This is a genomic window from Pseudonocardia aurantiaca, assembly GCF_039526725.1.
In the GTDB taxonomy this organism is placed as follows: domain Bacteria; phylum Actinomycetota; class Actinomycetes; order Mycobacteriales; family Pseudonocardiaceae; genus Pseudonocardia; species Pseudonocardia aurantiaca.
This window is the reverse complement of the sequence record NZ_BAAAJG010000026.1, coordinates 235,035-248,312: the sequence shown is the minus strand read 5'-3', so window position 1 is coordinate 248,312 and position 13,278 is coordinate 235,035. Positions and strand designations below refer to the sequence as shown.

Annotated in this window: 11 protein-coding genes; 4 read left to right on the top strand and 7 right to left on the bottom strand. The window is 73.3% G+C overall.

Annotated elements, in window-relative coordinates:
• Positions 1-184: 184 nt before the first annotated feature.
• Positions 185-1,201: a YlbL family protein gene (locus tag ABD143_RS32240; protein ID WP_343985486.1), complete on the bottom strand. Its 1,017-nt coding sequence runs from the start codon at positions 1,199-1,201 to the stop codon at positions 185-187.
• Between the two features lie 189 nt (positions 1,202-1,390).
• On the opposite strand from ABD143_RS32240, the gene ABD143_RS32235 reads away from it, so the two are divergent.
• The gene (locus ABD143_RS32235) at positions 1,391-2,818 is read left to right on the top strand and encodes a zinc-dependent metalloprotease (RefSeq protein ID WP_343985484.1); all 1,428 of its coding nucleotides are present in this window, start codon (positions 1,391-1,393) and stop codon (positions 2,816-2,818) included.
• 29 nt (positions 2,819-2,847) lie between these two features.
• On the opposite strand, the gene ABD143_RS32230 is transcribed toward ABD143_RS32235, so the two are convergent.
• On the bottom strand, positions 2,848-3,438 hold the full coding sequence (locus tag ABD143_RS32230; RefSeq protein WP_343985482.1) for a M48 metallopeptidase family protein: 591 nt from the start codon (positions 3,436-3,438) through the stop codon (positions 2,848-2,850).
• Between the two features lie 103 nt (positions 3,439-3,541).
• Between ABD143_RS32230 and ABD143_RS32225 the strand changes: the two genes are divergently transcribed.
• Positions 3,542-4,543, top strand: coding sequence for a hypothetical protein (locus tag ABD143_RS32225; protein ID WP_343985480.1), 1,002 nt, complete (start codon positions 3,542-3,544; stop codon positions 4,541-4,543).
• Positions 4,544-4,630: 87 nt separating this feature from the next.
• Entirely contained in the window at positions 4,631-5,971 is a 1,341-nt protein-coding gene (locus ABD143_RS32220) for an ABC1 kinase family protein (protein WP_343985478.1), read from the top strand.
• A gap of 423 nt (positions 5,972-6,394) precedes the next feature.
• Here the strand turns inward: ABD143_RS32220 and ABD143_RS32215 are convergent, their stop codons facing one another.
• Entirely contained in the window at positions 6,395-6,772 is a 378-nt protein-coding gene (locus ABD143_RS32215) for a WhiB family transcriptional regulator (RefSeq protein ID WP_379659966.1), read from the bottom strand.
• 391 nt (positions 6,773-7,163) lie between these two features.
• Positions 7,164-9,254 carry an ATP-dependent DNA helicase UvrD2 gene (locus tag ABD143_RS32210; protein WP_425563753.1) on the bottom strand — a complete coding sequence of 697 codons (2,091 nt, stop codon included), beginning with the start codon at positions 9,252-9,254 and terminating at the stop codon, positions 7,164-7,166.
• Between the two features lie 113 nt (positions 9,255-9,367).
• On the opposite strand from ABD143_RS32210, the gene ABD143_RS32205 reads away from it, so the two are divergent.
• Complete coding sequence (locus tag ABD143_RS32205) at positions 9,368-9,616, top strand: mycoredoxin (protein WP_343985476.1); 249 nt, start codon at positions 9,368-9,370, stop codon at positions 9,614-9,616.
• A 16-nt stretch (positions 9,617-9,632) separates the two neighbouring features.
• Here the strand turns inward: ABD143_RS32205 and nudC are convergent, their stop codons facing one another.
• From nudC to ABD143_RS32190, 3 genes are read right to left on the bottom strand one after another with little or no spacing between them, the layout of a single operon-like run.
• Entirely contained in the window at positions 9,633-10,550 is a 918-nt protein-coding gene (gene nudC, locus ABD143_RS32200) for an NAD(+) diphosphatase (RefSeq protein ID WP_343985877.1), read from the bottom strand.
• A 56-nt stretch (positions 10,551-10,606) separates the two neighbouring features.
• Positions 10,607-12,001: a M16 family metallopeptidase gene (locus ABD143_RS32195; RefSeq protein WP_343985474.1), complete on the bottom strand. Its 1,395-nt coding sequence runs from the start codon at positions 11,999-12,001 to the stop codon at positions 10,607-10,609.
• Complete coding sequence (locus ABD143_RS32190; protein WP_343985875.1) at positions 11,998-13,242, bottom strand: M16 family metallopeptidase; 1,245 nt, start codon at positions 13,240-13,242, stop codon at positions 11,998-12,000. Before ABD143_RS32190 ends, ABD143_RS32195 begins: the two co-directional genes overlap by 4 nt.
• Between the last annotated feature and the right edge of the window lie 36 nt (positions 13,243-13,278).

The following is a 13,278-nucleotide window of genomic DNA, read 5'->3' as shown; positions in this document are numbered from 1 at the left end:
GGACACGCTCCAGTAACTCGGGGGTTCGACGCAGCGCTCGCGCCGACCCGGTTCGCAAGACGACGTGCTCAAATCGCCCCCGGCCGGCCCGACGGCGCGCCCTGCGCGCCCAACTCTACGGACAGGATGTGGGGTCTCGGTTGGGGCCCCGAATGTCCGGTTCGTCGGAGACCGGCCGGATGCCTCAGCACGTCGCGGCCGGCTGTCCCGCCCGCAGCGCGTCGAGCCCGACGATGGCGTCGTGCAGCGTGCCCACACGCACGAGCTGGAGGCCGTCCGGGGCAGCGGATGCCGCCTCCGCACAGTTGTCGGCAGGAACAAGGAAGACGGTCGCTCCCGCGTCGCGCGCGGCGCGCATCTTGAACGGAATTCCGTCGATCTTCGTGACGGTCCCGTTGGGCAGGATCGCCCCTGTTCCCGCGACGAACTTCCCGCCGGTGAGCTCGCCGGGCGTCAGCTTGTCGACCAGGCCGAGAGCGAACATCAGGCCGGCCGAGGGGCCACCGACCCCACCGAGACTGATCTTGATGTCGCCGTCGCGGGTCACTGCACCAGGAACGACGCCGAGCAGGCCGCGGGTCCCGTCCTGGCTGGCCGCCAGCACCACGTCGGCGACATGCTGCTCGCCGCCCCGCCGATACGCGATCGACACGGTCTGGCCCGGATGGGTCTGGGCGAGCGCCGACGTGAGGCCGTCGATGGAGTCGAGCGGCCTGCCGTCCACCTCGGTCAGCTGGTCGCCATCCCGAAGGATCGCGGCGGCCGGGACGCCCGGTACCACCGCGGTGACGACGACCGTTGCGGGCAGCGCCAGCTCCTCGACCACCGCGGACTCGGCGTTGGCTTCGGACGACGCGAACTGCGCTGCGTTCTCCTGCTCGATCTGCTCGGTCGACGAGCTCGACGGGAAGATCAGCTCGCGGGGCACGACCCGCCGCTCCCCCGAAGCCCAGAACTCCAAGGCTGTGAACATGGTGATCCGATCGGTGACCGACACCGTCGTCATGTTGAGATGCCCGGTCGTCGGATAGACCGGTAGCCCGTCGACCGCGATGACCGGCCCGCCGTCCACCGTGCCGAGTGTGTCGAACGTCGGACCCGGCCCGAGCGCAACCATCGGCACCGGGAGCGTCGCGCCCAGCACCCCGAGCGCCAGGGCGAGGAGGCCCCCTGCCAGGGCTGTCCACGTCCGGCTTTTCACGACCGGGAGCCTATGGGGCGCCCCGGTGAGGTTGTCGTAGGGTCGCGGCCGCTACGGTCGGCATCTCCGCAGAAGCCGTGTTCGACGCCGGATCGTCGCCCCTGCGCATTCGCATTACCGCCCAGCGACACCCGGATTGCAGCCGAGCGCGAACACCTGAGCGAACCCGGTCCGCGTACCGTGGGACATATGAGCGATATCCCGTTCGGCTTCAACTCTGCCGACCGTGACCCCGACGACGAGGGCGGCCGGGAGCCCGGTCGCGGCGACGGACCGCGGGACCCCTTCGGCTTCGGCAACCTGCCGGGCATGCCGGCCGGCGGGCTGCCGGGCTTCCCGGGGATGCCTGGCGGGCCAGGCGGGCCGGGCGGCTTCGACGTCAACCAGCTCGGGCAGATGCTCACCCAGCTGGGCCAGATGCTCAGCCAGGCGCAGGGCAGCGGCAGCGGCCCCGTCAACTACGACCTCGCGGCCCAGCTCGCCCGCCAGCAGCTCGCGGCAACCACGTCCTCGCTCACCGGTGCGCAGCGCGCCGCCGTGAGCGACGCCGTGAAGCTCGCGGAGCTGTGGCTCGACGCGGCCACCGAGTTCCCCGCGGGCGCCACGGAGACCAAGGCGTGGTCCGCGAGCGAGTGGGTGGACGCGAGCATGCCCACCTGGAAGCGGCTCTGCGACCCGGTCGCCCAGCGCGTGTCGGGCGCCTGGGTCGAGGCCATGCCCGAGGAGGTCCGGGCCGCGGCCGGCCCGATGATCGCCATGCTCGGCCAGATGGGCGGGCTCGCCTTCGGCAGCCAGCTCGGCAACGGGCTGGCCCAGCTCGCGGCCGAGGTCGTCAGCTCCACGGACATCGGCGTGCCGGTCGGCCCCGACCGCGTCGCCGCGCTGCTGCCGGAGAACGTCGAGAAGTTCACGAAGGACCTCGACCGCCCCGCCAGCGAGGTCATGATCTACCTGGCCGCCCGCGAGGCGGCCCACCACCGGCTCTACGTGCACGTCCCATGGCTGCGGGAGCGGCTGCTGGGCACCGTCGAGGAGTACGCGCGCGGCATCCGCGTCGACACCTCGCGCATCGAGGAGCTGGCCCGCGGCATCGACCCGTCCAACCCGGCGGCCATCGAAGAGGCCATGCAGTCCGGCATGTTCGAGCCGGAGACCACCCCGGAGCAGAAGGCGGCGCTCGCCCGGCTGGAGACGCTGCTCGCGCTGATCGAGGGCTGGGTGGACGCCGTCGTCGCCGAGGCGGTGGGCGAGCGCCTGCCCGGCGCCGAGGCCCTGCGCGAGACGCTGCGCCGCAGGCGCGCCTCCGGCGGTCCGGCCGAGCAGACGTTCGCGACGATCGTCGGGCTCGAGCTGCGGCCCCGGCGGCTGCGTGCGGCGGCCGAGTTGTGGCGGCTGCTCGGTGAGCAGCGCGGCGCCGCAGGGCGCGATGCGCTGTGGGCGCACCCCGACCTCATCCCGTCGGCCGACGACCTCGACGACCCCGCCGCGTTCGTCGCCCGCGACGAGCTCGGCGACCCGATCGCCGAGCTGGAGAAGCTGGCCAACCGGCCCGCCCCGAAGGGCGAGGGCGAAGACGAGAAGGACGCAGGCGGCGACGAGGGTCCCGCAAAGGCCTGATCGGGACTGAGCGGGACTGAGCGGGGGACTCAGCCGGACTCGGCGACCGGCTCGCCGGGTTCGTCCGGCTGGGCCGGCCCGTCCTCCCCGTCGATGCCCTGCATACCGAGGCCCGCGGCGGCGGAGAGGCCTTCGAGGTAGCCCATCGCGCGCTCGGTGCGCGGGTAGCGGTGCACCCACGCCCAGAAGGGCTCGTCGTGGCCTGGCTCCAGCAGGTGCGCGAGCTCGTGCACCAGCACGTAGTCGACCACCCAGCCGGGCACGTCACGCAGCCGCTCGCTGATGCGGATCGTGCCGTCCACCGGCGTGCAGGACGCCCAGCGCGTGCGCATCGGCGGCACCCAGCGCACCGTGCTCGGCTCGGCCCGGCCCTCGAGGTAGCGGCGGGAGAGCTCCACGCTGCGGCGGCGAAGCGCGGCGTCGCCCTTGCGCGCCGGAGATCGGCGCCTGGCCTCGCTGCGTTCCAGCCTGCGCACCATCTCGTCCACCCAGCGGCGCTCCTCGGCGTCGCTCATCCAGCCGGGGATGAAGACGATGACGGTGTCGCCCTCGCGCCTCGCACTGACCATGCGTCGGCGGCGGTCGCTCCGCCGGACCTCCACGACAGCGGGGTGCGCCATCGCCACAGCGTATGCGTTCAACGCCGGACGGGCGGAACTCCCACGAGACGTGACCTGTGGACAACTTCACGCACACGCCAGGGGAAAGCCGCACCATCAGGGTGTGTCCTCACCGCCAGCCGCGCTGCCTACCGCGCTTCGCCTCCCGCCGCACCGCTCCGTGCTGCGGCTGGGGCCCCGGTCCCGGCTGGTCGGGCTCGACCCGGCGGCGGCCGTGGCCATCGACGACCTCCCGCCCGCCCTCGCCGAGATGCTCGACGAGCTCACCAGCCCGGTGCCGACGGCCGAGCTGGTCGGCCGGGCCGTGCGGCGCGGGGCGGTCGCCGCCGAGGCGGAGGTGCTGCTGCGCGAGCTGGTCGCCGCAGGCGCGGTCGTCGACGCCGCGGGGCCCGAGCGGTGCGCCGGGGCTCGCTCGGGGAGCTGTGTGGTCGTCCGCGGTGCCGGGCCCATCACCGTCGGGGTCGTGCTCGGCCTCGCCATGGCCGGGGTGGGCACGGTGCACGTCGAGACGGAAGGGCTGGTGCTCGCCGGCGATCTGGGGACCGGCCTGGTCGATGCCGACCTCGGCCAGGACCGGCACGCCGCGACGGTCGCCGCGCTGGGCAGGCTCCGCCCGCAGGCGGTCACCGGCCCGCCACCGCAGGGCACCGTGCCCGACCTCGTCGTGCTCGCCGACTCCGTGCCCGAGCCGGCGCAGATCGTCACGCTGCACGAGAACGGCACAGCGCACCTCGCCGCGTGGCTGCGGGACGGCAGCGGAGTGGTCGGGCCGCTCGTCCTACCGGGCCGCACGGCCTGCCTCAGCTGCCTGGAGCTGCACCGGCAGGCGCGCGACCCGTCGTGGCTCGCCGTGTCGGCGCAGCTGGCAGGGCAACGGGGCCGGGCGGATCCCGCGTGCGTCGCTGCGACCGCGGGCCTGGCCACCGCGCAGGCTCTCGCCGCACTCGACGCCACGGCCACGGGCGGTCCCCCGCCCCCGACCCTGGAGGCCACCCTCGAGCTCGACGCCGCGGTGGGCGAACTCGTCCGCCGCAGGTGGCGACCCCGGGCGGAGTGCTCGTGCCGGGCGGCGGGCCGCGCGGTGGGACGTGCCACGGGGTGGTGACATGCGCCGGGACACGCCCTCGGGACACAATCGATGTGTGAACGCTCCCGTGAGCCCACCCCACCAACCGACCGAGCTGGTTGCCCCGTGACGGACATCCCCCGGCGCACGGCGGCCCGCACCGCGAAGCTTGCCAGCCTCCCCCTCGGGGTAGCGGGCCGCGCGGCGGCCGGCTGGGGCAAGCGACTCGTCGGAGGTGACGGCGACGAGATCTCCGCCCAGCTCATGGCCAAGAGCGCCGAGCAGCTGTTCGCCGTGCTCGGCGAACTCAAGGGCGGGGCCATGAAGTTCGGCCAGGCCCTGAGCGTGTTCGAGGCCGCGATCCCCGACGAGTACGCGGCGCCCTTCCGTGAGTCGCTGGTGAAGCTACAGTCAGCAGCGCCGCCGATGCCGGCGGCGGACGTGCACCGGATGCTGTCCGAGCAGTTCGGCCGAGGCTGGCGGGAACGCTTCCGGGAGTTCGACGAGACCCCCGCGGCGGCCGCGAGCATCGGCCAGGTGCACCGGGCCGTCTGGCGCGACGGCCGCGACGTGGCGGTCAAGGTCCAGTACCCCGGGGCCGAGGAGGCGTTGCGGTCGGACCTGCGCCAGCTCTCCCGGATGAGCAGGCTCATGCAGCCCCTCGTGCCGGGACTGGAGATCAAGCCGCTGATCGCAGAGCTGCGCGAGCGCATGGAGGAGGAGCTCGACTACCGCGACGAGGCAGCGCACCAGCGCACGTTCGCCGCGGCGTACGAGGGCGACGACAAGATCAAGGTGCCGCGGGTGGTGGCGTCGGCGCCGCGGGCGATGGTCACGGAGTGGGTCACCGGCAACCGGCTCTCCGACGTCATCCGCGGCGGTGACCAGGCCGAGCGCGACCGCGCGGCCGCCCTGCTCGCCGAGTTCCACTACTCCGCGCCTGCGCGCGTCGGGCTGCTGCACGCCGACCCGCACCCCGGCAACTTCCAGGTGCTCGACGACGGCCGGCTCATGGTCATCGACTACGGCGCCGTGGCGCGCCTGCCCGAGGGGCTGCCCCGGCCGTTGTCGGTGATGGTCCGGCTGGCGCTCGAGGACAAGCCCGCCGAGCTCCTCGCGTTGCTGCGCGACCACGGCTTCGTCCGGCCGGACTCCCCGCTGGGCGCCGCGGAGGCGGTGGCCTACCTCGCGCCGTTCGCCGAGCCGCTGCACACCGACACGTTCCACTTCGACCGGCGCTGGCTGCAGCGCCAGGCCGAGCGCGTCGGCGACCTGCGCAGCCCCGACTTCCGCACCGGCCGGGAGCTGAACCTGCCCCCGCAGTACCTGCTGGTGCACCGCGTCACGATGGGCACGCTCGGGGTGCTGTGCCAGCTCGACGCGGACGTCCCGCTGCGCGGGATCGTGCGGTACTGGCAACCGTGGATCTTCGACGCCGAGGACGAGTCGGCGGGTCGGCATCTCTAGGTCCTGATACGCGGACGGCGCCCCGGGCCCCTCACGAGGGGGACCCGGGGCGCCGTCGGTTGTGCAGCGCCCCTCAGACGGCGCCGCTAGGAGCGGTTCACCGTGGTGCTGTCACCGCGACGAACGCGGCCGCGCCTGCCACATCACGTGCGCGAGCGGCACGCCGGGCGGCGTACCCGGCAAGCAGTGCCCAGCGCCGACCCGCTACGAACTGGCGGGCGAGCGCGTGCTGCCGAGCGGCCTCCATGGCCTCTTGCTGTCGGGATCTGGCCAGTGCTTCGTGGAGCAACATCTTCGTTCCCTCTCCGTCACGGACGATCGGTCGCATCGGCTCGAGCTCGGTCTGCGGCATGACATCGATCATCGAAATCGGTCTCCTCTGCTGGTCTGGCCCTCGAAGGGCCTACGGGTGGAGCGTGCCGATCAGGCGGAAGCGGCTGCGGCGAACGCGCGGTCGCGGGCCAGGTCGGCCTTGCTCGGGCGGCCGCGAGGCCTCTTGCGCGGGATGACTACCCCGCGTTCGAAGATCTCGCCGCCCCAGACGCCCCATGGCTCCTCCCTGCGCAGCGCGCCGGCCAGGCACTCGGCCTGGATCGGGCACACCCCGCAGAGCGCCTTGGCCCGCTCCAGCTCGGCAGGAGCCTCGGCGAACCAGAGGTCCGCGTCGCCGGAGCGGCACGGCAGGTCGAGCCCGGCGCGGGGTGCCGCACCGAGCAGAGACCCCAGCCCGGCGGCGGAGTCGCCACCGAGCTGCTCAGGGCTGATCGTTCCGCCGTCCAACGGAACTGATCGGACTAACACTTCAACCTCCTGAGTGATGTGGTCAGGCAGGACAAACAAAAAAGGCCGCGGAACCCGTTTGGGGTCCGCGGCCTTGGTCTTGGGGCCAGTCGCTCGTCGCCTACTGAAGATGGCGACACCTCACTGCGGACACACCTGTGCTGTTATCGATCGGGAAGGCTCCAAGGGCCACGACACCGGGGCGCTGCTTCCACGCGCGCTCGTACCGGACGGTCGCCACGGGCTCGCTCATGCGGGTGCCCTGGAGCCGCGAGATGTTCGTCATCGTGACCACTGTGGACACCCCCTTCGCGGGTTGGTCGTGGTTGAGAACGGGCTGGTGAAGTCCGTCGGAGTCCAACTTAGAGACATGCGGACGAACCGCACAACTGATTTACGGAAGCTTCTCAGATCAACTACCGGAGTCCGCCACGAGCGCCAGGACGCCCGGGCCGTACCGGTCGAGCTTGCGGGCTCCGATACCGGGGATGCGCACCAGCGCGGCGCTGTCGGCCGGGCGCTGCTCGGCGATCGCCGTGAGGGTGGCGTCGGTGAAGATCACGTAGGCCGGGACCTGCTGCTCCCGGGCCACCTCGCTGCGCCACCCGCGGAGCCGGTCGAGCAGCTCGACGTCCACATCGGACGGGCAGTCGGAGCATCGCTGCAGTTTGAGCGCGTCCGTGCCGATCAGGGGCGATCCGCACACCCGGCAGCGCGGCTTCGCACCGCCGCGCCCCGACCCGCTCGCCACACGCGAAGCCGGGTGTTCCTCCGGGATGAGGCCGTAGAGGAACCTGCTCCGCCGCCGGCGGCGGGGGCCGCCCGGCTGCCGGGACAGCGCCCACGACAGCGAGAGCCGCCGCCGCGCCCGGGTGATGCCGACGTAGAGCAGCCGCCGCTCCTCCTCGATCGCAGCCTCGTCGCCGTCTGCGTGCTGGATCGGGAGCGTGCCGTCCACCAACCCCACCAGGAACACCACGTCCCACTCCAGGCCCTTCGCCGCGTGCAGCGAGGCGAGCGTGACGCCCTGCACGGTCGGTGGGTGCGCCGCGTCCGCGCGGGTCTCCAGCTCCGTGGAGAAGCGCCGGAGGTCCGCCTCCGGCTCCACAGTGACGAGCTCCTCGGCCAGCTCGACGATCGCGAGCAGCGACTCCCACTGCGCACGCTGGGCCGAACCACCGGGCGGCTCGGCCGTCAGCCCGACGGGCGCGAGCACCGCCCGCACGATGTCGACGAGCGGCGCGTCGACCGCACCCGAGCCCGCCATCCGGATCGCCGTCATCGCGCGGCGCACCTCGGGGCGGGAGAAGAAGCGCTCGCCGCCGCGCACCTGGTAGGGCACTCCGGCGTCCGTGAGCGCCTGCTCGTAGACCTCGGACTGGGCGTTGATCCGGAACAGCACGGCGATCTCACTCGCCGGGGTGCCGTCGGCGACGAGCCGCTTGATCTGCTTCGCGACGGCGGTCGCCTCGGCCGGTTCGTCGTCGTGTTCGGCGAAGTCGGGTTCGGGGCCCGGCGGGAGCTGCCCGACCAGCCGCAGCCGGGATCCGGCGACCCGCCCGCGGGCCGCGCCGATCAGCGTGTTCGCGGCGGCGACCACCTGCGGCGTCGAGCGGTAGTCACGCTGCAGCCGCACGACGACGGCCTCTGGGAAACGTCGAGGGAACTCCAGCAGATGGCGCGGGGTGGCACCGGCGAAGGTGTAGATCGTCTGGTTGGCGTCGCCGACCACCGTCAGGTCGTCGCGCGCACCCAGCCACGCGTCGAGCACGCGGTGCTGCAGCGCCGTGACGTCCTGGTACTCGTCGACGACGAAGCAGCGGTAGCGGTCGCGGAACTCGTCGGCGACGGCGCCGTGCTCCTCCAGCGCGGCGGCCGTGTGCAGCAGGAGGTCGTCGAAGTCGAGCAGCTCGGCGCGGTTCTTGAGCGCCTCGTAGCCCGCGTACACGGCAGCGACCTGCTCGGCGGGGCCGGGCGTGTCGCGGCGCAGCTTCGCGACGGCGGCGGCGTAGTCGTCGGGGGTGACGAGACTGGCCTTCGCCCACTCGATCTCACCGGCGAGGTCGCGTAGCGACGCGGCGTCGGTGCCCGCCTTCGCCCGGGCCGCCGCCTGCCCGACGATGCGGAGCTTGCCGTCGAGGAGCTGCCACTGGTCGCCGCCGACCACCCGGGGCCAGAAGTAGCGCAGCTGGCGCAGCGCCGCCGCGTGGAAGGTGCGCGCCTGCACCCCGGCCACGCCGAGCGCGCGCAGCCGCGTGCGCATCTCACCCGCAGCGCGCGCCGTGAACGTGACGGCGAGGACCTGACCCGGAGCGACGTGGCCCGTGCTCACGAGGTGGGCGATGCGGCGGGTGATCGTGCGGGTCTTGCCCGTGCCCGCCCCGGCGAGGACGCAGACCGGACCGCGCGGAGCGGTGACGGCGGCGAGCTGCTCCTCGTCGAGGCCCCATCCGCCGTCCGGGGTCGATCGGTCGGGGACAGGATCGAGCACCGGCACACGCACCGACCCATACTCGCACCTAGGAGGGCGCTGAAAGGCTCTGGCCTACTGCGCGGCGCGCGCTCGGCCGGAGCCCTCCGGGGAAGAACCGCGCACCCTCGATTGTTGAACACGCCATGTCTCAGGTGACGATGTACTCGACCACGTGGTGCGGCTACTGCCGCCGGCTGAAGCTGCAGATGGACCACGCCGGCATCGCGTACACCGAGATCGACATCGAGCGCGACCCCGAGGCGGCCGCCTTCGTCGAGGGCGTCAACGGCGGCAACCAGACGGTGCCGACGGTCCTGTTCGCCGACGGCACGGCTTTGACCAACCCGCCCTTCGCCGTGGTGGCGGAGAAGGTCGCCGACCTGGCCGCCTGACCCGGCCGGCGACGGCTCAGTCTTGCGCTGCCCAGCTCTCCAGCATCGACCTCGCGATAGAGACCCGGCCGGGGAGCAGCAGGCGCCGTGCGCCCCTGTCCCCGCTCCAGTCGCCGTCGGCCAGCGCCTCCCGCAGCTCCGCCCTCGTCACCCACATCGCCTCGGCGATCTCGCCGTCGGCGGGGCGCAGCGGGACGTCGGGGTCGGCCTGCGCATGGAAGCCGATCATCAGCGAGCGCGGGAAGGGCCAGGCCTGGCTCCCCAGGTAGTGGACGTCCCGCACGACCGCGCCGACCTCTTCGTGGATCTCGCGCAGCACGCACGCCTCCAGCGACTCCCCCGCCTCCACGAAGCCGGCGAGCACGGAGAACCGGCCCTCCGGCCACACGGGCTGGCGGGCGAGCAGCACGCGGTCGGCGCCGTCGTGCACCAGGCAGATCACGGCGGGGTCGGTGCGGGGGTACTCCTCGTGGCCTCCTGCCTCGCAGACGCGGTGCCACCCGGCGTTGCGCGGATGCATCGGCGAGCCGTCGCGCGTGCAGAACTGCGCCGCGGCGTGCCAGTTCAGCACCGCCACGGCGCCGGTGAGCAGGCCCGCGCCGAGAGCGTCGAGCGCGGCGCCGACGGTGCGCAGGTCGGCCCAGTCGGTCGGGTCCTCACCGGCCACGAGGTCGACCTGCCCCCGGATCGCCCAGTACGCGATGCCGTCGTGCTCACCGAGCAGCACGGCGTCATCCGGCGGGGCGTCTCCGGTGGTCGGCCTCGTGAGCAGGCGCGCCCCGGAACCGTCGATCATGTCCCAGCGGTCGCGGGGGCCACGGACGTCGCCCCACTCGACGGGCGTGCGCCCGCCCTCATCGAGCACCACGAGCCGGGCCTTCGGCCAGCCGGCGAGCTGGCGCTCCCGGTCGGTGCGGATCGGCTCGTCGCGCATCACCACAGAACGCGAGAGAACCGGCGGGGCGCTCAGGGTAAAACCTACGGGCGAGCTCACGGACCCGTGACCCCGCCCAGCGCGCGCACCCCGGCACCGATCACGTCGGCATCGCCCACGAGCACGCCCGTGAACGCGCTGGGCGCGAAGAACTCCAGCGCCGCCTCGGCCACCTGCTCGACCGTGACGGCCTCCAGCCGCGCCGGGTGCTCCCGCAGCCATTCGACGCCGAGCCCGTCGGCGGCGAGCGCCGCGACCGTGGACGCGAGTCCGCCCTGGTTGTCGAGCGAGATCAGCAGCGACCCGACGGCGTACGCGCGCGCCGCGTCGACCTCGGCGGCGGTCGGCGGCACAGCGCCGAGCCTGCCCAGCTCGTAGCGAGTCTCGAGCAGCGCGGCGGCCGTGACGTCGCTCGCCACGTCGGTCTCGACGCCGAGCACCGCCCCGGCCGGGACGAACTCGACGCCGGAGTGGGCGCCGTAGGTGTAGCCCTTGTCCTCGCGGACGTTCTCCATCCAGCGCGAGGAGAAGTACCCGCCGAAGACGAGGTTGGCGAGCTGCAGCGGGGCATACCGCGGGTCGTCCCGGCGCAGGGCGGGCGCCGACAGGCGCAGCTGCGACTGCACCGAGCCCGGCCGATGGACCAGCTGCAGGTCGCCGGGCGTGATCGGCGGGGGCGGCGAAAGCTCACGTGCGAGGGTGTCCGACACCCAACCTGCGAGAGCCTTCTCCACCTGCGCGAGAGTGGCTCCCGGGTCGATGTCGCCGACGAGCGTCAGGATCGAGCCGCCGGGCACCAGCGCCGCCGCCTGGAGGGCCCGGACCTGCTCCGGGGCAACGGCGGCGACCTCCTCACCCGTCGGCATCTCGCGGGTGATCGGGTGGTCGCCGAAGCGCCTGCGCTGCAGCGCCTCCCGCGCGATCGTGCGCGGTTGCGCGCGGGCCACGCTGATGCGCTCGACGAGCCGCTCCCGCTCACGGGCCACCTCGCCGTCAGGGTGCGTGGCGCTGGTGAGCACGTCGGCGAGCACCGAGAGCAGGTCGGGCAGGCCCGCCGACAGCCCGGAGCCGCTGACCTGCAGCCGCTCGGGATCGACGCTCACGCCGAGGTCGGCGCCGACGGCCGCCAGCTCGTCGTCGATGCCGACGCGATCGCGCGACTCGGTGCCGGTGAGCAGCGTGGACGACAGCAGCTCCGCGACGGCCGGGTGCTCCGCGGTCCCGGCGTCGTCGGGGGCGGCGAACGGCACGCGCAGGCGCAGCTCGACCATCGGCACACCGGGCCGGTGGGCGACGAGCACGCGCAGGCCGCTGGGGAGCGTCTGCTCCTCCACGTCCGGCAGCGGCACGGCCCGGGTGGGCCCGAGCGGCGGCAGCGTCCGGGGTCCCGCGGCGGTCCGGCCGATCTCCTCGGCGCTGCGGTGGGTCACGGCGTTCGTTGTCGCGGTCACGCCGCCTCCTGCGTCTTCGGCTCGACCAGCAGCACACCGCGACCCGACGAGCGCAGCGCGGCGGCGGCCGCCCGCACCTGCTCGGGGGTGACGGACGCGAGCCTGGCCGGCAGTTCGGTGCTGATCTCCGCACGCCCATACAGGAGCTCGCGGACCCCGAGCCCGAGCATCCGGTACATCACGCGGTCGTTCTCCTGGTGCAGTCCTGCCGACCAGCGCGCCACCTGCCGGGCTAGCTCGTCGGGGCTCGGGCCGTCGGACGCGAGCTTGTCCAGCTCCTCGTCTACGGCGGTCAGCACGCGGTCCGGGTCGACTGCAGTCGGGTACACCGCGGTGATCGTGAACGTGTCAGGGTCGCGGGCGTCGAGCGGGCCCATCAGACCGGCGTTCGCCGAGATGTCCGTGACGAGCCCGTCGGTGTGGACGAGCCGCCGCTGCAGCCGCGCGGCCTCGCCGTCCCCGAGCACCGAGCCGAGCAGCGCGTGGCCGAGGTAGCCGTCCAGGTCGGTGGCGGGGTCGGGCAGCCGGTAGCCGACCGCGAGCGCGGGCAGCGGGGCGTGCGCGTCCGGCACCGACCGGCGGCGCTCGCCCGTCGGCAGCGGCTCCCCGAACGACGGCCGCGCGGGCGCCGGCCGGGCGGGGATGTCACCGAAGTGCTTCTCCACCAGGCGCAGCGTGTCGTCGACGTCGAGGTAACCGGCCACCGTGATCTGGGCGTTGGCCGGCGAATAGTAGGTGTCGAAGAACGCGGCGGCGTCGCCAAGCGAGGCCTGCTCCAGCTCGGAGAAGTCGCCGTAGCCGTTGTGCGCGTTGGGGAAGGTGTCGTAGAGGACGGGCGGAAGCAGGATCCAGGGGAACCCGCCGTAGGGCCGGTTCAGGACGTTGAGCCGGATCTCCTCCTTGACCACGTCCACCTGGTTGCGCAGGTTCTCGACGGTCAGCTTCGGCGCGCGCAGCCGATCGGCCTCGAGGAACAGCGCGCGCTCGAGCGCGGCGGCCGGGAGCACCTGGAAGTAGTCGGTGTAGTCCTGGTGGGTGGAGCCGTTGAACACCCCGCCCGAGCCCTGCACATGCCGGAAGTGCGCGAGCTTCTCCAGGCTCTCGCTGCCCTGGAACATGAGGTGCTCGAACAGGTGGGCGAAGCCGGTGCGGCCCTCAGGCTCCGAGCGGAACCCGACGTCCACGTGCACGGCGACGCCGACGACCGGGGTCGAGGGATCGGGGACGATCAATACCCGCATCCCGTTGGCGAGCGTGGCGCGGTGTAGCTCGATGGC

Bases quoted from the DNA above. Each gene is read 5' to 3' on its own strand.
- ABD143_RS32235 (WP_343985484.1), top strand. From the start codon at position 1,391: ATGAGCGATATCCCGTTCGGCTTCAACTCTGCCGACCGTGACCCCGAC.
- ABD143_RS32230 (WP_343985482.1), bottom strand. From the start codon at position 3,438: ATGGCGCACCCCGCTGTCGTGGAGGTCCGGCGGAGCGACCGCCGCCGA.
- ABD143_RS32205 (WP_343985476.1), top strand. From the start codon at position 9,368: ATGTCTCAGGTGACGATGTACTCGACCACGTGGTGCGGCTACTGCCGC.
- nudC (WP_343985877.1), bottom strand. From the start codon at position 10,550: ATGCGCGACGAGCCGATCCGCACCGACCGGGAGCGCCAGCTCGCCGGC.
- ABD143_RS32190 (WP_343985875.1), bottom strand. From the start codon at position 13,242: ATGCGGGTATTGATCGTCCCCGATCCCTCGACCCCGGTCGTCGGCGTC.